We start from the raw sequence: 18,145 nt of genomic DNA, 5'->3' as shown, positions 1-18,145 counted from the left end.
AGTGCCCGGTATACCCCCGGACTCCACAGCGGGGTAGTGCGCCAGGCATGTGTGGTCCGGTTGGCTTGCTGCATGTTCGCTTTCACCAGGAGGGCTCTCGCAACCGTCGCGCTGACGGCCGCTGTCGCTCTCGCCCCATCGCCTTCATCAGCCGCCGACACCGCTTTCGCGCTGCCCCGGCCGTCCGGGCCGTACGCCGTCGGCCGGGACGTCCTGCACCTGGTCGACCGGTCCCGGCACGACCCGTGGGTGCCCGCCAGTCCCCGAGAACTGATGGTGTCGATGTACTACCCGGCGACGGCCCACTCCGGCCGCCCGGCGCAGTACCTCACCACGACCGAGGCCCGCCTGTTCCTCGAGGACCGGGACCTCGACGGCGTCGTCGCACCGGAGGCGCTGAGCGCCACCCGTACCGCCGCCCGCGCCGGAGCCGAACCGCGCCGCGGCCGTTATCCGCTCGTGGTGCTCTCGCCCGGCTTCACCCTGCACCGGCACACGCTCACCCACCTCGCCGAGGAACTGACCAGCCGGGGGTACGTGGTCGCCGCGGTCGACCACGCCTACGAGTCACCCGGCACCGCCTTCCCCGGCGGCCGCATCCTCACCTGCACCGCCTGCACGTCACTTGAAGGTCAAGGACGCGAGGGGTACGCCCGGGTCGCCACCGGGCGGGCTCAGGACATCTCGTTCGTCCTCGACCGGCTGACGGGAGCCCGCCCGGCGTGGCGCCACGCGGCGCTGATCAACCGGGCCCGGATCGGGATCGCGGGCCACTCGATCGGCGGCAACGCAGCGTCGGCGACCATGGCAGCCGACCGTCGCGTCCGGGCCGGCATCAACATGGACGGCACGTTCTTCGCCCCGGTCCCCGTCGACGGTCTCGACGGGCGCCCGTTCCTGCTGCTCGGCACGCCCGACCACATCCCCGGCGGCCCGGACCGCACGTGGGACTGTGCCTGGCGACGCCTCGACGGCTGGAAGCGCTGGCTCACCGTCACCGGCGTCGGGCACCTCGACTTCAGCGACACCGCGGTGCTGGCCGACCGGGCCGGCCTCCCGGACACCGGCTCGCCCCTGCCGGGCGACCGGACGGCGCACATCGTGCGCGACTACGTGACCGCGTTCTTCGACCGGCACCTGCGTGGCGCGCCCCGGCCGGTGCTGGACGGCCCCACCCGGCACAATCCTGAGGTGGTCTTCCACCCCTGACGCGGAGGTGGTCTTCCCCCTGACGCGCGGAGGTGTCAACGTGTTCGCACTCGTGGTGCGGTTCGACTGCCGGGACGAGGCCGCGGCGGCCGGCTTCGACGAGCTCACCGCCGTGGCGGTACGGCAGATCACCGAGCGGGAACCAGGCACGCTGATCTACGCCACGGCCGCGGTCGAGGGCGAGCCGCTGGCCCGGGTGTTCTACGAGGTGTACCGGGACCGTGACGCCTTCCAGGCCCACGAGCAGGCCGAACACGTACGGGACTTCCACACGCGCAAGGATCCCCTGCTCAGCGGCACCCGGGTCGAGTTCCTCACCCCGGGTGCCGCCAAGGGCCTGGACCAAGGACGGATCTAGGCTGGTCACATGCCGACCCCGCCCATGCCCGACGCCGTCCTCGACCTCCTCCGCCGCCCCAACCCGGCCGTCATGGCCACGGTGGCCGCCGACGGCCGCCCGGTGACCGTGGCCACCTGGTATCTGCTGGAGGACGACGGCCGCGTGCTGCTGGGCCTCGACGCGACCCGGGCCCGTCTCAAGCACATGCGCGCGGACCCGCGGATCTCCCTGACGGTGCTGGCCGAGGACGACTGGTACACCCACGTCAGCCTCCAGGGCCGCGTCGAATCCATCACCGAGGACGAGGGGCTTCGCGACATCGACCGGCTCGCCCGGCACTACATGGGTAGTGACTACCCGAACAGGGAGAGCCCGCGGGTGAGCGCGCTGATGACGGTCGAACGCTGGCACGGCTGGGGAAAGATGCGCGAGCAGTGAGCCCTGGCGTGCCGGTGTCCGTGCAGGTGCACTGCCGGCTGACCGTCACGATCGAGGACCCGGAGGTTGTCGCCGCCCTCGCGGTGCAGCGGCTCGGCCAAGCCGACATCGACTGGGCGGAAGAGGACGACGACCTGACGACGGCGAGCGAACAGCTCAGGGACGACCTGCTCGCTTGCGTCGCAAGCTTGGCCGACCCTGCGCGCATGTTCGACGGCGTCCCGGGTGTCAGCGTCGAAGGCGGCCACGTCTGGGCCGAGAGAGCCCGATAGCCCACCTCTACGCCAAGCAGCCGACCCTCAGGGTCGGCTGCGCGGAAACTTTTGTCTTCAGAGTGGAAAGTTGGATTACATACGGCAGAAGATATGGACGCGGCGTCGAAAGTGGATCAGGATGTTCACGTCTCTGAAGTGAGCTGGTAACAGGGGAGCGCCGTGAAACGTCTGCTAGTGGCTGCCTTACTCATCGGAACATTCACCGCCGCACCCGCGTATGCCGCCGACCTGCCGCCCCAGGAGCCAGGCGTCACGCTGCGGACCTACCACATCGGCCTGCCCCTCAACCGTGTCTGCGAACTCAAGCCCGGCCAGACCCCCAATGTGGACAAACTTATGCCCACAGTGGACTGGTCGACGGCCGAGCAGTTCGGGCTCGAGGACGACTTCGTCACGCACGCGCTCGCCAATCTCACCGTGCCCGCCGACGGTGCCTACACGTTCCGGCTCACCAGTGACGACGGCTCGAAGTTGTGGGTCGGTGACACCCTCGTCGTCGACCATGACGGCCTGCACGGCGCCGAGCCCAAGGACGGTGCGATCAACCTGACCGCGGGTGTGCACCCGGTGCGGGTCGAGCACTTCGAGCGCAACGGCGGCCAGCAGCTCACCCTCGCCTGGCGGCCGCCGGGCGCCGACGACTTCGCGGTGGTGCCGACCAGTGCGCTGAGCACCGACGCCGGCGTGGTCCGGGTGACCGCGCCGGGGCAGAAGGAGTGTGTCGCGGGCACCGACGCCCCCGGTGACGGGCTGCCGCTGACCGCTGTGCACCCCGGCTACGACCTCACCGACCTGCGCCCGCCGGGCTTCGAGCCGCAGGTCACCGGCATCGCCTGGCGGCCCGACGGCAAGATGGTGCTCAGCACCTGGGGCGGGTCCGACAAGGTGGCCGGCGAGGTCTACCTGGTCGACAAGGTGACCGGCAGGACCGGTCCGGCCAAGGTTACGTACCGCAGGATCGCCGACGGGCTCAAGGAGCCGATGGGCATCGCGGTGGTCGACAACATGGTCTACGTGTCCCAGAAGCACGAGCTCACCGAGCTGCGCGACACCAACGGCGACCAGGTGCTCGACACCCGCCGTACGGTGGCGGTGTGGCCGTTCGGCGGCAACTTCCACGAGTTCGCGTTCGGCCTGCTCTACAAGGACGGCAACTTCTACCTGAACCTGTCCGTGTCGATCAACCTCGGCGGCGCGACCACGGATCCGCAGCCGGTCGGCGGTCGTGGCACGAGCATCGTGGTCAACCGGCGCACCGGCAAGGTGACCACGGTGGCCGGCGGTCTGCGCACCCCGAACGGGATCGGCTGGGGGCCCGGCGGTGACCTCTACGTCACCGACAACCAGGGTGGCTGGCTCCCGTCGTCCAAGCTGCTCAAGATCAAGCAGGGCGCGTTCTACAACCATTACACCAACCCGGACGGCCCGTTCGACGCCGAGCCGGTGACCCGGCCGGTGCTGTGGCTGCCGCAGAACCAGATCGCCAACTCGCCGAGCACGCCGGTGCTGCTCAGGTCGGGGCCGTACAAGGGGCAGCTGCTGATCGGTGACGTCACCTACGGCGGCTTGCAGCGGGCGTACCTGGAAACCGTGCACGGCCAGGAGCAGGGCGCGGTCTTCCGGCACACCCAGGGCCTGGAGGCCGGCATCAACGAGGTGTCGATCGGGCCGGACGGCGCGATCTATCTCGGCGGGCTCGGCGCCGAGGGCAACTGGGGCCAGGAGGGCAAGCTGCGCTTCGGGTTGCAGAAGCTCACCCCCAACGGCAAGGACGTCTTCGACATGAAGACGATGAAGGCCACCGAGACCGGCTTCAAGATCGAATACACCAAGCCGTTGTCCGACGCGACCGTCACCGCGCTGCCGACCGCGTACAAGGTGGAGCAGTGGCGGTACGCGGCCACCGCGCAGTACGGCGGCCCCGAGGTGGACAAGGAGACGCTGCCGGTCACCGCGGCCAAGGTCTCCAGCGATCGGAAGACCGTCACGCTGACCGTGGCCGGGCTGCGCCGGGACCGCGTGGTGCACCTTCGCTCGCCGCGCCCGTTCAGTGCCCGTGACGGTGAGGCGCTGTGGAGCACCGAGGCCTGGTACACGATGAACGAGGTTCCCGGTAAGCAGGCGCAGCAGGTCTACTACGAGGCCGAGGAGGGCAACCGCGAGGGTGGGGCCGGGCTGGCCACGGACCACCGCGGCTACTCCGGCATCGGCTTCGCGGCCGGCTTCGGCTCGCTCAACTCCTCGACCACCATGCACGTCACCGTCGACAAGGCCGGGGACTACGAGGTCGGGCTGCGCTACTCCAACGGTCCGAACCCGTTCAGCGGCACCAAGACGGTGAGCGTGCACGTCAACGAGCGCAAGGTCCGCCAGGTCTCGCTGCCGTCGACGGTCACCTGGGACGAGTGGGCGACCGCCACGGAGAAGCTGTCCCTGCGCAAGGGCCTGAACACGATCCAGTACCGGGTCGACGCCCTCGACACGGGACACGTCAACCTCGACCTGATCAGCGTGCGCCGGGCAGGGCAGCGGATCACCCTCTTCGACGGGCACGGCCTGGACAACTGGCTGCACACGGACGGGCGGCTCCCGCAATGGCCGGCCGTCGCGGGCGGCGCGACCGAGGTGTGCTGCGGTGACCTGCGCACCAAGGACGCGTTCGGCGACTACAAACTGCACGTCGAGTTCAAGGTTCCGTTGCTGCCCCCAGACGTGACCGGGCAGAACCGTGGCAACAGCGGCGTCTACCAGCAGGAGCGCTACGAGATCCAGATCCTCGACTCGTACGGGGACACGACGCTCGACAACAACGAGGCGGGCGCGATCTACACGATCAAGCCCCCGGACGTGAACGCCGCCACCGCGCCGGAAACGTGGCAGAGCTACGACATCACGTTCCGGGCGGCCCGCTACGACGCGGCCGGCGCCAAGACCGAGAACGCCCGCGTCACCCTGGTCTGGAACGGCAAGAAGGTGCACGACAACGTCGAGATCCCCCGGGGCACCGGCGGCAACATCCCGGAGGGCCCGGCCACCGGCGCCATCCGCCTGCAGGACCACGGCAACAAGGTGCAGTACCGCAACGTCTGGATCGAACCCGTCCGCTGAGGACAGTCGTCCCTGAGACCGGCCCCGGCGATGTCGCCGGGGCCGGTTCTGTCTATACCTGCCCGCGGGGCGCGAGGCCGTCGAAGACGATGGCGAGCGTCCGGTCCCTGATCTCCTCGTCGAGGCCACTGTGGGCCGCGGCCCGCGAGGTCGCCACCAGCAGGGCGTAGACCTCGGGCAGCTCGACATCGTCGCGGACGGCGCCGGCCTGCTGGGCGCGCTGCAGCAGCGCGCCGACGGCTCGGCGCAGCCCGTTGGACGCCTCAGCGGCCGCGCCGCCGCTGTCGCCGCCCGCGTCGAGCAACGCCTCACCGATGGCGATCTTCGTCGCCGCGTCGGCCACCAGGTGGCGGAAGAAATCGAAGAACGCACTGCCGGGATCTCCGGTCTTCAAGGCCACCTCGGCCTGCTCACGCAGCCCTTCGAACCGCCTCACCAGGACGGCCTGCAGCAGTGCCGCCTTGGTGGGAAAGTGCCGGAAGACCGTGGCGATGCCGACGCCGGCCAGCCGGGCGACCTCCTCCGTCGACGCCGTGTCACCGCCCCGGCCGAAGACTTCGTCGGCGACGTCCAGGATGCGGCCGCGGTTGGCGCGCGCATCAACGCGTTGCGGTCGCCCGCCTGCGGTGCGGTCCATGCCGAACTCCTTGCTTTCCGAAGTCCTGACTCCGTAAAGTCGGAGTGAGCACTCCGGATCGTATCGCGTCGCCGACGACAAGGAGAATTCCATGGGCCGGCCCCTGAGCCCGCGCGAGGTCTTCCTGGCCCTCGTGCACGGTGTCGCGGAGGAGCGGTGGGACGAGCTGCCCGCCCTCTACGCCGAGCAGACCGACGTCCGGCACCCGTTCGACCCGCTGCGCGCCCAGGCATTGCGCACCCGCGACGAACTTCGTGAGCACTTCCGGCCCGCCGGCGCCGGTCCCGGGCTGCACCGCCGGGCCACGAACATCACCATCCACGAGACCGCCGATCCCGAGGTCATCGTCGCGGAGTTCGAGTATCAGGGCACCGTCGCCGGCACCGGGGAGCCGTTCGTCCAGCCGGGCATCTTCGTCCTGCGGGTCCGCGACGGCCGGATCGTCAGCTCCCGCGACTACTTCGACCACCTCACCACCGCCCGGGTCCGGGGCCACCTCGACGAACTTCTGGCCGCCCTCACCAAGCTCACCTGAGGATCAGGAGGCTTCGGTCCGCATCCGGAGGTTGTCCAGCCACGTGGTCAGCGAGGAGTCCAGGGCCTGCTGCGCGTACGGGATATCGGCCTCGACCGGCGCCCCGCTCCACGACTCCTCGGTCCGCACCAGCACCCCGCCGCCCGGCTGCTCGGTGAACTCCCAGACGTGCACCCCGACGATCCCGTTGGCGGGGCCGCCCCAGACCACCCGGTGCTGCGGCACGACCTGCCGGACGGTGGAGGTGATGTCCAGGCCCTCGACGTGCCAGCGGAAAGCCGAGCCCGGCCGCAGCGGCCCCGGCGTGAGCAGTTCCATGCTGCCGACGCCGGACTGCCAGTCGGGCCAGGACTCCAGGTCCGTGTGCACCCGCCAGACAACCTCCCGCGGGGCGTGGATGACGATGCTGTGCCGGGCGATCACGGGCGCGTTCTCGTCGATGGCGGGTGTGGGCGTACCGGTCATGGTTGTCTCCTGTGCGGGCCGGCGCCGGGCCGGTGCCCGTCGCTCACCTCGACTGTCGGCCCGATCGCGGTCCGTCCGGAAGCGGGCACCGGGGTCCAGCGGGGTCCAGCCGTGTCCACCGGGCCGCTCTGTCCGGTGATTCGCCCGTCGCTGTGCTCTGGGTCCACGGCCCGGGTGGCATCGGCAAGTCGACCCTGACCCGGCTGTGGGTCCAGGAGGCCCGGCAGGCCGGGCGGTCCGTGGTCGGGGTAGACGGGCGGTTCGTCACCCGGGACCCGCAGGAGTTCGAGCAGACCGCGGCCGCGGTGCTCGAGGACGGTTCTGCTGTGCTCGTCGTCGAGCGGGATCGCGCCGAGGTCGCTGACCGCCGTACGGTTGCGCGCCGAGGAGGTGCCGAGCCCCCGATGCCGGCGTGCCGGGCCAGCTGCACGAGGGTCGAGCCGACGCCGCCGTTCGCGCCGTGCACGAGGATCGTCGCACCGGCCCGGACCTTCGCGACGCGGTGCAGCATCTGCCAGGCGGTGATGCCGTTGACCACGACGGTCTCGGCCTCGCTGGGCGTGATGCCCTCGGGTACGGGGACCAGGTCGGCCGCGTCCAGCAGGGCGGTGGACGACCAGCCGCCGACCTTCGTCGGGGCGGCGACCCGCTGCCCGGCCGGCGCGGGGTCCACGCCGGGCCTGGCCGCGGCGACGGTACCGACCAGGTCGTAGCCGGGGACGAAGGGAAAGGCCGGCTGGGCGAAGTGGCGCCCGCGCCGCATCTGCTGCTCGGCGAACGAGACCCCGCTCGCCTCGACGGCGACGAGGACCTGGCCGGGGCCCGGGGCCGGGGTGGGGCGCCGGCGGACGAGCAGCTGCTCGGGCTCGACGATGCCGGGCAGAACGATCTCGGTCGTGGTGGCCATGGAAGTTCCTCCTCCGTAAGGGATTCGAGGTGGAGTCTTCGTCGGGCCGGCGTCCAGCCTCCAGGGTTCAGCGGTGTCCAAGCCCGTCCAGCCCGGTCCATCGCAAATGAAAACGATCGCTTGCGCAAACGACAGTTTTCATTAAGGTGGGGCCATGGACCTCGACTCCGCCTTCGCCGCTCTCGGCGACCCTGTCCGGCGGGCGCTGGTGACCCGCCTCGCGCGCAGTGACGCCACGGTGGGGGAGCTCGCCGCCCCGTTCGACCTGACCTCGCAGGCGATCTCCCACCACGTCGGTGTGCTGCGCCGCTGCGGCCTGGTGGAGCAGCGCCGCGAGGGCACCCGGCGCCCCTGCCGGTTGCGCACCGACCAGCTGGCGCTGCTCGGCACCTGGATCGACGACCAGCGCCGCACCTGGGCCGACCGGCTCGACGTCCTCGAACAGCACCTCACCGACGAGGGGGCCGGCCGGTGACCGCCGACCTGCGCGGCGACGAACTGATCGCCCGGCGCCACCTCCCGGCCGGACCCGCCCGTGTCTGGGCGGCCTTCACCTCACCGGCGAGCATCGCGGCATTCTGGGGCGGATCACACGCGACTGTGCCTGCCGGCTCGGTCACCGTCGACCTGCGCCCGGGCGGAGAGTTCGCCCTCGACACGCGCGCGCCCGACGGCACAACGCGCCGGCTGCGGTTCGTCTACGTGACCGTCACCGAGCCGCACGAGCTGGTGTTCGACGAGCCCGTCACCGGCCTGCGCACCACCGTGACCATCCGCCCGGCGGCCGCCGGCACGGACCTCACCGTCCACCAGCGCCGGCTGCCTCCGGAGCTGCGCACCACCCAGGCGGCCGACGGACTCGCCTCGATCCTCGAAGCCCTCGAAACCCACCTGCGGCACCCCGAACGGAGCACATCGTGACCCAGCGCGACCTCGTCGCGGAGTACTTCGCCGGCTTCCGGACCGGCGACCACCCGCGCATCCTGGCCACCCTCACCGACGACGTCGAGTGGGTCATCCACGGCCACCGGACCACCCGCGGCAAGACCGAGTTCGACGGCGAGATCGAGAACCCGGCCTTCACCGGCCACCCGGAACTCGACATCCACCGGATCCATGAGGACGGCCCGGTCGTCATCACCACCGGCGAGGGCCGCGGCGCCACTGTCGACCACGGCCCGTTCCGCTTCGCCTTCAACGACCTGTTCACCTTCCGGGACGGCCGCATCGCCCGGGTCGACTCCTACGTCGTACCCCTGCCCTGAGTCTGCTGTCAGCGACCGCCGAGGGCACCCAGCGCGGTCCTGACCAGCAGGCCGGCGCGGCCGTCGGCCTCGGCCAGCTCCGGTGCGTCGTCGGGGAGCAGAAAGACCTCGTTCATCAGCGCCAGGTAGACCCGCCGGCACCAGGCCGGGCCGGCGGCGGTGATCGCGCCCGCCGCGTGCAGGCGGGTGAACAGCAGGTCGAGGCCGTCCTGGACCTCCGGGCTGGGCGCTGAGGCCAGGGTGATGGTGAACCGGTGGCTCATCTTCAGCTCGAAGACGATCTCCGACACCCGGTGCAGGGCCAGCACGGGAGGCGCCGTCTTCACGCCGGCCTGCTCGATCACGAGCAGATAGCGCTCGTTGAGCTGCTCGCTCAGCGCATCGAGCAGCGCCTGCCGGGAGGCGAAGCGGCGGTGGACGGTCGCGCGGGCGACCCCGGCGGCGTCGCCGATGCGTTCCAGCGAGGCGTTCGGGTCGTCGGCGAGCACGGTTTCGGCAGCCTCGAGGATCCGGGCCGTACTGCGTTCCGCGTCCGCTCTCATCACGGCCCACTCTACCGAGCGTTAAATGAGACAGCAATGACGCAGTTATTGACTTAACTGATACTCCTGTGTTGCAGTAAAGCCATGGATCTTCACTTGAACGGCAAGCGTGTCGTCGTCACCGGGGCGAGCAAGGGCATCGGCCTCGCGATCGTCCGGGCGTTCGTGGCCGAGGGTGCCTCGGTCACCGCCGTGTCCCGGAACAGCACTCCCGAACTCGAGGCCACCGGAGCCTCCTTCGTGGCCGCCGACCTCGCCGAGGCGGACGGCCCGCGGCGGATGGTGCAGGCCGTCCTCGCCGCCGACCCCCGCCTCGACGTCCTGGTCAACAACGCCGGCGGCGGCACCATGAGCGAGGGATCGTTCACCGATCCACTCGACGGCGGCGACGACGACTGGACCCGCGTGTTCGCGTTGAACCTCGACGCGACCGTGCGGAGCACCCGGGCCGCGCTGCCCGCCCTGATCGCGGCGCGGGGCGTCGTCGTCAACATCAGCTCCGACAGCGCACTGCGTCCCGGGGCGGCGCCGCTGCCGTACAGCACCGCGAAGGCGGCGCTCAACGCGTTCTCCCGCGGGCTGGCCGAGAAAGTGGCCGCCCAGGGAGTCCGGGTCAATGTGGTCACCCCGAGCGGGACGCGCACCCACCTGATGGAAGGCAAGGACGGCTTCGCCGCCCAGCTGGCGCAGCACCTGGGTGTCGAACACGGCGCGCTGCTCGCCGCGATGCCGGGCCAGAGCGGCATGCTCACCGGCACCCTGATCGAACCGGACGAGATCGCCCGCGCGGTGCTGCTGCTGTCGTCCCCGACCATGCCCAGCACAATCGGCGCGAACTGGCGCATCGACGCCGGCGCCACCAAATCCGTCTAGCTGTTCCTTCAAAACCTTTCGACGGTACGGCTCCACCCGTTGTCAACCGCAACACCGGGATGGAGAGCACACCGGCCCGGCAAGCGGCCGCACCGGGCCGTTCCCCGCCTCCGGCCGAGTCGCCGGGCCGGCCGCCAAGACGGCACGCGGGCGACGCACCCTTACACCGCGCTGGGCCGGCCCGCCGTGACAGCCGCGACGGCGCGTTGTGGTGCGTGCGCGACGCACCCTTACACCCGCGTCGGGCCGGCGCGCCGTGACGGCCGCGACGGCTCGTTGCGGTGCGTGGGCGACGCACCCTGACGGCCGCGTTGATCGTTAGTCGGCGGAGGCTCCCGTCGGTTCGCGGGCGCCCGCGAACCGATTCAGGAGTCACACATGTCTTGGCGTTGCCTTTCCCGGCCGGCCGTCGCCGGTGCGACGCTCGCCGCCGGTGTCGCGTTCGCCGCCCCGGCGTCCGCGGCGGTGACCTACAACCCGGCCACGCGGACCGGTTTCGTCGCCGCGGCGGACGTCCGGCAGGCCTTCGGCTGGACCCCCGCCAAGCTCGCCGCGCGCGCCGGTGGCGTCGCCTTCGACCACGATTTCTGGACCGACGACACCTACTCCGTCGTCTGCGGCAAGCGCACCTACCCGTTGGTGCACCACCGGGAGTTCGGGCGCTACGAGCTGACCGACGCCGTGGTCCGCGGCAGCGGATCCCGCGCCACCACCACCAGTTATGGCGCCAGGAGCATCACCGGTTTCCGGCTCGCCGGCGCGAGCTTCGGCATCTCGGGCACCTCCGTGGCGCCCGCGGTCGGCCAGCCCTGCCCGAGCCGGGTGAAGGGCGCGAAGATCGACGCGCTGCGGCTGGTGTCGTCGGCCACCGGCTGGTCCCTGGCCGCCCGCTCGGGCGACGTCCGGCGTCAGCTCCTGAAGAGCGGCAAGGGCGCGTCGCGGCCTCAGGCCTCGGGCTCGTAGGGCACGGTCGCGTCGGCGGTGGGCGGCACGTCCTGTGGCGTGTGCGCTCCAGCCCGGCCGCGACGCGCTCCCGCTCGGGCTTCGGCGCCGGCTGCACGGGCCTACCCGGTGTTCCGGCGCATCAGCCGTCGCCGGCCGGGTATGCCGAGCGCGTGCGTACCCCCGGGACGAACCTGCCGGACCAGTTGGCCCGTCGCGGGCGCGGCTCCGGCCGTACCCGGATGGTCGCGACCGCCGACGACCTGGCCGTGCTCGATGCGCTGGGTGCCGAGGGTATCTGGCCGATTTTCGGCCGTGAGCTGCGGGTCACCAACCTCGGCAAGGTCATGTTCCCGGCCCGGCCGGGCGAGGAGCCGGTCACCAAGCGGGACCTGCTGCGCTACACCGCGCGGATCGCCCCGGTGGTGCTGCCCTATCTGGCCGGCCGGGCGATCGACCTGCACCGCTACCCGGACGGCGCCGCCCGCAAGGGCTTCTGGCACAAGGAGCTGCCGCAGCACGCGCCGCGGTGGCTGCCGCGCTGGGACAACCCGGACGCCGACCCCGGTGAGACGACCACCTACCTGGTCGTCGACGAGCCCGCGGCGCTGGTCTGGGCGGCGAACTTCGGCGGACTGGAGTGGCACGCGTGGACCTCGGCGATCGACGCGCCGCGGCTGCCGACGTACGCGTTGATCGATCTTGATCCTGGCGGCACGACCAGCTGGGCCGAACTGCTCACCCTGGCCCGGCTGCATCGCACCGCGTTCGAGCATCTCGGGGTGACGGCCCGGCCGAAGGTCACCGGGCGGCGCGGCATCCAGATCTGGGTGCCGATCGCGCGCGGCCCCGGCTTCGACGAGACGCGGGCCTGGGTCGAGCGGCTGTCCCGCACCGTCGGCGCCGTCGTGCCGGAACTGGTGAGCTGGAGATGGCAGAAGAGCGACCGCGGCGGCCTGGCCCGGCTGGACTACACCCAGAACGCGATCAACAAGACCCTGGTGGCGCGCCTGGAGACCCACGGCGACCTGTTCAGCGCGGTGCTCGACCAGCGTCAGACGCTGCCGGCTCTGCGCTGAACAGGCCGGTGGCGTCAGTCTTTTTCGGCGTCGGCCGCCGCGTCGGCCTCGCCCACCGGGACGCCGTCGGAGTCGCGGTCGGCGCGGTCCAGGTCAACGTCGGCACCGGTACGGGCCGCGTCGGCGTCACGGTCGGAGGCGCCGACGGTCGGACCGGCACCACTCTGGTTCGCTTCGTTGTCGACGAGGTCGCCCGCGACGGTCGCGGCGAGGGGAAGCCCGGCAGCGGACGGGGTTTCGGTCATGGCCGTGTCCTTTCTGCAGTGTGCCCGTCGCGTACCCGGCGCCGCCGCTGCGAAACGCCGCCCGCTACCGGCGCAGGTTGGCCATCAGCAGGCCGCGGGTGGCCTCCAGGTGGGCGCGCATGGCCGACTCGGCGGCGGCGCCGTCGCGGGCCAGCACCGCGGTGACCACGGGCTCGTGCTCGGCGTGGATCTCGGTCAGGGTGCGTCCGCTGGCCGTGGTCGGCGGTCCGAGCAGGGCGGTCGTGCCGCGCAGCTGTTCCACGATGGCCGCGGTGCGGGGCCGGCCCGAGGCCCGCAGCAGCAGGTCGTGCAGGGCGCGGTCGGCCGGCCAGAAGGACGCGTCGTCGCCCCGGGCGGCCGCGGCGGCCATGGTGGCGAGCGCCGCCCGGATGGTGGCGTGCTGCTCGTCGGTGGCCTGCTCGGCGGCGCGGTGGGCGGCGGGTGGTTCGAGGGCGAGGCGGATGCCGATGATCTCCTCGATGTCGTGCGCCCGGGGCGGGAGCACCCGGAAGCCGCGGTTGCGCCGGATCTCGACCAGTCCCGCCTGCGCCAGCCGGAGCAGGCCCTCGCGGACCGGGCTGCGGGACACCCCGAGCAGGTCCGCCAGCTGATAGACGGAGTAGGTCTGGTCCGGCACGAGCTGACCGGCGGCGACGCCGTCCCGGACCGACTGGGCGACGGCGTCGGCGAGGGTGGGTGCCTCCGACGGCAGGGCGAGCTCCGGCATGAGTAACATGTTACTCATGAGCGACCAGTCCAGCAGCGTGGTGGCGGCCCTCGAACGGGCCGGCCTCGAGGTGCGGTCCGACGCCGGCACCCGCGGCATGTACGCCTCCGACGCCTCGCTGTACCGGATCCTGCCCCTGGCGGTGGTGCGGCCCCGGCACGTCGACGAGGTGGCCGCGGCGCTGGCCGTGGCCCGGGAGACCGGGGTGCCGCTGACCTCCCGGGGCGCGGGCACCTCGGTGGCGGGCAACGCCGTCGGACGCGGCATCGTGCTCGACTTCTCCCGCCACCTCAACCGGGTGCTGGAGATCGACCCGGACGCCCGCACGGCGGTGGTGGAGCCGGGCACCGTGCACGCCGTCCTGCAGAAGGCCGTCATGCCGCACGGCGTGCGTTTCGGGCCGGACCCGTCCACCCATCCGCGCTGCACCATCGGCGGGATGATCGGCAACAACGCGTGCGGCTCGCGTTCGCTCGCCTACGGCCGGACCTCCGACAACGTGGCCGCCCTGGAGTTGCTGACCGCCGCGGGGGAGAGGCTCACCACCGGGCCGGCCGGCGTGCACGGTGCGGGCCAGGTCATCGACGACGTACGGGCGGTCGTCGGCGCGCACCTGGCCACGGCCCGCACCGAGTTCGACCGGTTCGGCCGCCAGGTCTCCGGTTACGCCGTGCAGCACCTGCTCCCCGAACGCTTCGACCTGACCCGGGCGCTCGTCGGCTCGGAGGGGACTCTCGCGGTCATCACCCGGGCGACCGTCAAGCTGGTCGTCGACTCCCCGGTCCGGGTGGTGGTCGTGCTCGGCTTCCGGGACATCGTGGCGGCGGGGGAGGCGGCTCCGGCCGTGGTGGCGCACGGTCCGACCTCGTGTGAGGGCCTCGACTCGCGCCTGCTCGACGTGCTGCGCGCCCGGCGCGGCCCCGACGCCGTGCCGCCGTTGCCGCGCGGCGGGGCCTGGCTCTTCGTCGAGCTGGCCGGCGACGAGGCCGGCGAGGTGGCGGCCCGGGCGCAGCGGCTCGCCGCCGACGGCATCGCCGACGAGGCCCTGGTGGTGACCGATCCCGCCGTGCAGGCCCGGCTGTGGCGCATCCGGGAGGACGGCGCGGGCCTGGCCGGCCGGGCGCCGTCGGACAAGCCCGCCTGGCCCGGCTGGGAGGACGCCGCCGTCCCGCCGCAGCGCCTGGGTGCCTACCTGGCCCGCTTCGACGAGCTCGTCGCCTCGTACGACATGACCTCGGCCCCGTTCGGCCACTTCGGCGACGGGTGCATGCACGTCCGGCTGGACCTGCCGCTGGACCAGCCCGGCGGCACGAAGATCATGCGCGAGTTCCTCACCGACGCCGCCCGGCTCGTGGGCGAGTTCGGCGGTTCGCTGTCCGGCGAGCACGGCGACGGCCGGGCCCGCTCGGAGCTGCTCCCGCACATGTACTCCCCGGAGGCGATCGCGCTGTTCGCCGGGATCAAGCACGCCTTCGACCCGGGTAATCTGCTCAACCCCGGCGTGCTGGTCGATCCGGACCCGATCGACGCCGACGTCCGCCCGGCGGGCCGTTTCCCGCTCAAGCAGCTCGCGATGGCGTACCCGCACGACGACGGTGAGCTCGGTCAGGCCGTGCACCGCTGCACCGGCGTCGGCAAGTGCCGCGCCGACAACTCCGCGGCCGGCGGCGTCATGTGCCCGTCGTACCTGGCCACCCGCGAGGAGAAGGACTCCACCCGCGGCCGCGCCCGGGTGCTGCAGGAGGTCGTCCGCGGCGAGCTGCCGTGGTCACACCCGTCGGTGCACGACGCGATGGACCTGTGCCTGTCCTGCAAAGGCTGCGCCTCCGACTGCCCGACCGGCATCGACATGGCGACGTACAAGTCCGAGGTGCTGCACCAGACCTACCGGGGCAAGCTGCGCCCGCGCGCGCACTACACGCTGGGCAAGCTGCCGTTCTGGGCCCGCCTGGCCGGCTGGACGCCACGGCTGGCCAACCTGGCCATCCGGCTGCCTGTGCTCGGCCCGTTCTTCCTGTGGCTGGCCGGGGTGGACAAGCGGCGGTCGGTGCCGGCCTTCGCCCGGCGCCCGTTCCGGCGCACCTTCGTCAGGGCGGCCGAAGGCCGCAAACCCGTGGTGCTCTTCGCCGATTCCTTCTCCGACGCGTTCTCACCCGAGGTCGCCGAGGCCACGGTACGGGTGCTGCGCGCGGCCGGCTACGAACCGCGGCTGCCGTCCGGGTCGGTCTGCTGCGGCCTGACCTGGATCACGACCGGTCAGCTGGACGCGGCCAAGAAGATCCTCGGCCGTACGGTGGCAGCGCTCGCCGCCGACGCCCGCGCCGGCATCCCGATCGTCGGCATCGAGCCCTCCTGCACGGCTGTGCTGCGGTCCGACGTCCACGAACTGCTCCCCGGGGACGCGGACGCCGAGGCGGTGGCCGGCTCGGTGCGTACCCTGGCCGAGCTGCTCGCTCAGACGCCGGGCTGGACCCCGCCCGACCTGTCCGGTGTGGACGTCATCGCCCAGCCGCACTGCCACCACCACGCCGTCCTGGGCTGGAAGGCGGACGCGGATCTGCTGGCCGCGACGGGTGCCCAGGTGCGCCGGCTCGCCGGTTGCTGCGGTCTGGCCGGCAACTTCGGCGTCGAGCTCGGTCACTACGAGGTGTCCGTGGCGGTGGCGGAGCAGAACCTGCTGCCGGCCCTCGACGCGGCCCCGGATGCCGTGGTGCTGGCCGACGGTTTCTCGTGCCGTACCCAGGTCGCCGACCTCCGCGACCGCCCGGCCGTGCATCTGGCGCAGCTGCTCGACCGGCGCTGATCCGGCGGGGCAGACATCGAGATCTTCGATTGCTACCGTGGTCCCGATCGATCGACCGGAAGCGATCGTTTCCGGTCACACGGGGCATCGATGTGAGGACACCACCATGCGCATTTTCGTACGCGCGGGCGCGGCAGCGCTCGCCGCGGGCACCGTCATGCTCGGCGGCGCCGTCGCGGCCCAGGCCGCACCCGCCGCCGACGTGACCTTCACGGTGAACAGGCTGATCCTGCAGCCGGCGGAGTCCGGCCACACCGGCCGCGTCCGCATCGTCATCAGCAACACCGGCAGCGAGCCGTTCAGCGGCGGCTTCACCATCACCGAGCCGATCGCCGAAACCCTCGGCGACATCGAGGGCGGCGGCGGCTGCGGCATCAACCGCACGCCCGACAACCGCCAGATCGCCCTGTGTCCCCTCGACGGCGAGATCGCGCCGGGCGGCTCCGCGGTGATCACGGCCCACTTCCGCTCGCCGGCCCGGCCCCAGCCGTACGCCCGGATCGCCCCGCTGGCCGGCAGCGTCGAGGTCGACGGGGTGACCGCCGAGTTCCCGGCGCTGTTCCGGGCCACCACCGGCTCCCTGCGCAACCCCCAGCCGTACGTGCAGGACACGACCGGCGCCCTCGCCGTGACCGCGGCTGACGTGACACTGACTCGCCAGGCGGACGGCACGTTCGCAGGCCGGGTGCCGGTCACCGTGCGCAACGACAGCGACGTGGCGCACCGGGGGCTGTGGACCGAGGTCGTGGTCCCGGCCGGTCTCGAAGGCTGGCCGGCGATCGAGCCGAGCGACGTCTGCGTCCCGGCAGACCGGCTGCCGGTCCCGCCGGGCGGCACCAGCGTGGGCTGCACGGTGTACGGCGGCCAGCTCGCGGAGGGTGAGGAGCGCACCTTCGAGTGGGTCCTGACAGCACCAGCCGAGACCCCGGCCGGCCCGCTGGGCACCGGGACGACGCTGGTGGAGTACGCCGGCTCGGACGGGCAGCAGAGCGACAGCGCCAACGTCGACACGTTCACCATCACGGTCGCCGGCTGACGATCCTCATCTCGCAGGCCCCGATCGCTTCCGATCGGGGCCTGCGGTGTGCCTGGGTGAGGCCGGCTCAGCGCAGCGCCCGGCGGCTCTTCACGACGCCCATGACGATGGCGGCGACCAGGGCGACGAGGCCGATGATGATGAGCCATTTGACGGCCTTGAGGATCAGGCCGAGCACGATGAGCACGACGGCTACGGCGGCGACGGTGTAGATCAGGGCCCGCATGGCGGCTCCTCCGGGAGTGGGTGGCAGCCGGAGCTGTGCCCGCGGGCGGGGCCTTCAATCCTTACTGAGGCGAACGCGCCGGCAGCTGTCTCACTTCGGCGAAACGGACGGGGTGTTCCGTTAGCGTCCTCGCATGCCGTCACTCTCGCGCGCCTCGCTGGTGCGTTTCGCCGTGCCGTTCAACAAGCGGGTGTCCGCCCTGATCGCGTCGCCGCGCTGGGGCCGGTTCGTCGGGCGGAAGATCGTGCTGCTCACCTACACCGGGCGGCGCTCCGGGCGGACGTTCACCATTCCGGTCGGCTACGTGCGCGACGGGGACCGGATCTCCGTCGGCGTCCGGATGCCCGAAGCGAAGACCTGGTGGCGCAATTTCCTCGGCGCGGGCGCGCCGCTGTCACTGCACCTGGACGGTACGGACCGGGCCGGCCACGCCATATCTCACCGCGATGACCACGGCCGGGTCACGGTCTCCGTCGTCCTGGACAGGTGAAGA

Annotated in this window: 22 protein-coding genes; 15 read left to right on the top strand and 7 right to left on the bottom strand. The window is 71.9% G+C overall.

All coding sequences use genetic code 11. The features are described from left to right. Window positions 1-72: 72 nt before the first annotated feature. The 5 genes from ACZ6S4_RS12555 to ACZ6S4_RS12535 all read left to right on the top strand — a co-directional run bounded on the left by ACZ6S4_RS12555 (window position 73) and on the right by ACZ6S4_RS12535 (window position 5,370). A complete protein-coding gene (locus ACZ6S4_RS12555; protein ID WP_465475044.1) occupies window positions 73-1,209 on the top strand; it encodes an alpha/beta hydrolase family protein in 1,137 nt (378 codons plus the stop codon). A 40-nt stretch (window positions 1,210-1,249) separates the two neighbouring features. Beyond that, window positions 1,250-1,567 carry a putative quinol monooxygenase gene (locus tag ACZ6S4_RS12550; protein ID WP_465475043.1) on the top strand — a complete coding sequence of 106 codons (318 nt, stop codon included), beginning with the start codon at window positions 1,250-1,252 and terminating at the stop codon, window positions 1,565-1,567. A 9-nt stretch (window positions 1,568-1,576) separates the two neighbouring features. Next, the gene (locus tag ACZ6S4_RS12545; RefSeq protein WP_465475042.1) at window positions 1,577-1,987 is read left to right on the top strand and encodes a PPOX class F420-dependent oxidoreductase; all 411 of its coding nucleotides are present in this window, start codon (window positions 1,577-1,579) and stop codon (window positions 1,985-1,987) included. A gap of 8 nt (window positions 1,988-1,995) precedes the next feature. Then, window positions 1,996-2,259 (top strand): hypothetical protein, encoded by a 264-nt coding sequence (locus tag ACZ6S4_RS12540; RefSeq protein WP_465475041.1) that lies wholly within the window; start codon window positions 1,996-1,998, stop codon window positions 2,257-2,259. Between the two features lie 162 nt (window positions 2,260-2,421). Then, window positions 2,422-5,370 carry a 3-keto-alpha-glucoside-1,2-lyase-like domain-containing protein gene (locus ACZ6S4_RS12535; protein ID WP_465475040.1) on the top strand — a complete coding sequence of 983 codons (2,949 nt, stop codon included), beginning with the start codon at window positions 2,422-2,424 and terminating at the stop codon, window positions 5,368-5,370. A gap of 52 nt (window positions 5,371-5,422) precedes the next feature. Here ACZ6S4_RS12535 and ACZ6S4_RS12530 read toward each other — a convergent pair whose 3' ends face one another. Beyond that, complete coding sequence (locus tag ACZ6S4_RS12530) at window positions 5,423-6,007, bottom strand: TetR/AcrR family transcriptional regulator (RefSeq protein ID WP_465475039.1); 585 nt, start codon at window positions 6,005-6,007, stop codon at window positions 5,423-5,425. Window positions 6,008-6,098: 91 nt separating this feature from the next. Here ACZ6S4_RS12530 and ACZ6S4_RS12525 point away from each other — a divergent pair, with 91 nt between their 5' ends. Next, window positions 6,099-6,542, top strand: coding sequence for a nuclear transport factor 2 family protein (locus ACZ6S4_RS12525; RefSeq protein WP_465475038.1), 444 nt, complete (start codon window positions 6,099-6,101; stop codon window positions 6,540-6,542). A gap of 3 nt (window positions 6,543-6,545) precedes the next feature. On the opposite strand, the gene ACZ6S4_RS12520 is transcribed toward ACZ6S4_RS12525, so the two are convergent. Together ACZ6S4_RS12520 and ACZ6S4_RS12515 are read right to left on the bottom strand one after the other, a co-directional pair. Next, on the bottom strand, window positions 6,546-7,007 hold the full coding sequence (locus ACZ6S4_RS12520) for an SRPBCC family protein (protein ID WP_465475037.1): 462 nt from the start codon (window positions 7,005-7,007) through the stop codon (window positions 6,546-6,548). A gap of 43 nt (window positions 7,008-7,050) precedes the next feature. Beyond that, window positions 7,051-7,914 carry an alcohol dehydrogenase catalytic domain-containing protein gene (locus tag ACZ6S4_RS12515; protein ID WP_465475036.1) on the bottom strand — a complete coding sequence of 288 codons (864 nt, stop codon included), beginning with the start codon at window positions 7,912-7,914 and terminating at the stop codon, window positions 7,051-7,053. Window positions 7,915-8,068: 154 nt separating this feature from the next. Between ACZ6S4_RS12515 and ACZ6S4_RS12510 the strand changes: the two genes are divergently transcribed. Genes ACZ6S4_RS12510 through ACZ6S4_RS12500 form a run of 3 tightly spaced genes read left to right on the top strand, consistent with a single transcriptional unit; the run spans window position 8,069 to window position 9,179 of the window. Then, entirely contained in the window at window positions 8,069-8,389 is a 321-nt protein-coding gene (locus ACZ6S4_RS12510; RefSeq protein WP_465475035.1) for an ArsR/SmtB family transcription factor, read from the top strand. Further along, entirely contained in the window at window positions 8,386-8,835 is a 450-nt protein-coding gene (locus tag ACZ6S4_RS12505; RefSeq protein ID WP_465475034.1) for an SRPBCC family protein, read from the top strand. The genes ACZ6S4_RS12510 and ACZ6S4_RS12505 overlap by 4 nt, the downstream gene beginning before the upstream one ends. Continuing rightward, the gene (locus tag ACZ6S4_RS12500; protein WP_465475033.1) at window positions 8,832-9,179 is read left to right on the top strand and encodes a nuclear transport factor 2 family protein; all 348 of its coding nucleotides are present in this window, start codon (window positions 8,832-8,834) and stop codon (window positions 9,177-9,179) included. Before ACZ6S4_RS12505 ends, ACZ6S4_RS12500 begins: the two co-directional genes overlap by 4 nt. Window positions 9,180-9,187: 8 nt before the next feature. Here ACZ6S4_RS12500 and ACZ6S4_RS12495 read toward each other — a convergent pair whose 3' ends face one another. Continuing rightward, complete coding sequence (locus tag ACZ6S4_RS12495) at window positions 9,188-9,721, bottom strand: TetR/AcrR family transcriptional regulator (protein ID WP_465475032.1); 534 nt, start codon at window positions 9,719-9,721, stop codon at window positions 9,188-9,190. 84 nt (window positions 9,722-9,805) lie between these two features. On the opposite strand from ACZ6S4_RS12495, the gene ACZ6S4_RS12490 reads away from it, so the two are divergent. From ACZ6S4_RS12490 to ACZ6S4_RS12480, 3 genes are all read left to right on the top strand, one after another. Continuing rightward, window positions 9,806-10,594 carry an SDR family NAD(P)-dependent oxidoreductase gene (locus tag ACZ6S4_RS12490; RefSeq protein ID WP_465475031.1) on the top strand — a complete coding sequence of 263 codons (789 nt, stop codon included), beginning with the start codon at window positions 9,806-9,808 and terminating at the stop codon, window positions 10,592-10,594. Window positions 10,595-10,972: 378 nt separating this feature from the next. After that, a complete protein-coding gene (locus tag ACZ6S4_RS12485; RefSeq protein ID WP_465475030.1) occupies window positions 10,973-11,557 on the top strand; it encodes a hypothetical protein in 585 nt (194 codons plus the stop codon). 152 nt (window positions 11,558-11,709) lie between these two features. Then, window positions 11,710-12,615, top strand: coding sequence for a DNA polymerase domain-containing protein (locus ACZ6S4_RS12480; RefSeq protein ID WP_465475029.1), 906 nt, complete (start codon window positions 11,710-11,712; stop codon window positions 12,613-12,615). Window positions 12,616-12,629: 14 nt separating this feature from the next. Here ACZ6S4_RS12480 and ACZ6S4_RS12475 read toward each other — a convergent pair whose 3' ends face one another. Continuing rightward, window positions 12,630-12,860, bottom strand: coding sequence for a hypothetical protein (locus ACZ6S4_RS12475; protein WP_465475028.1), 231 nt, complete (start codon window positions 12,858-12,860; stop codon window positions 12,630-12,632). 64 nt (window positions 12,861-12,924) lie between these two features. Then, complete coding sequence (locus tag ACZ6S4_RS12470; RefSeq protein ID WP_465475027.1) at window positions 12,925-13,587, bottom strand: GntR family transcriptional regulator; 663 nt, start codon at window positions 13,585-13,587, stop codon at window positions 12,925-12,927. Window positions 13,588-13,603: 16 nt separating this feature from the next. Between ACZ6S4_RS12470 and ACZ6S4_RS12465 the strand changes: the two genes are divergently transcribed. After that, a complete protein-coding gene (locus ACZ6S4_RS12465) occupies window positions 13,604-16,390 on the top strand; it encodes an FAD-binding and (Fe-S)-binding domain-containing protein (RefSeq protein WP_465475026.1) in 2,787 nt (928 codons plus the stop codon). Between the two features lie 106 nt (window positions 16,391-16,496). Next, window positions 16,497-17,426, top strand: coding sequence for a hypothetical protein (locus ACZ6S4_RS12460; RefSeq protein WP_465475025.1), 930 nt, complete (start codon window positions 16,497-16,499; stop codon window positions 17,424-17,426). 67 nt (window positions 17,427-17,493) lie between these two features. Here the strand turns inward: ACZ6S4_RS12460 and ACZ6S4_RS12455 are convergent, their stop codons facing one another. Further along, window positions 17,494-17,652 (bottom strand): hypothetical protein, encoded by a 159-nt coding sequence (locus ACZ6S4_RS12455; protein ID WP_465475024.1) that lies wholly within the window; start codon window positions 17,650-17,652, stop codon window positions 17,494-17,496. 133 nt (window positions 17,653-17,785) lie between these two features. On the opposite strand from ACZ6S4_RS12455, the gene ACZ6S4_RS12450 reads away from it, so the two are divergent. Continuing rightward, window positions 17,786-18,142: a nitroreductase/quinone reductase family protein gene (locus tag ACZ6S4_RS12450; RefSeq protein WP_465475023.1), complete on the top strand. Its 357-nt coding sequence runs from the start codon at window positions 17,786-17,788 to the stop codon at window positions 18,140-18,142. The last annotated feature ends 3 nt before the right edge of the window (window positions 18,143-18,145 follow it).

It is taken from the genome of Actinoplanes sp. NPDC051405, from assembly GCF_055586185.1.
This window is presented reverse-complemented; position numbering and strand designations above follow the sequence as displayed.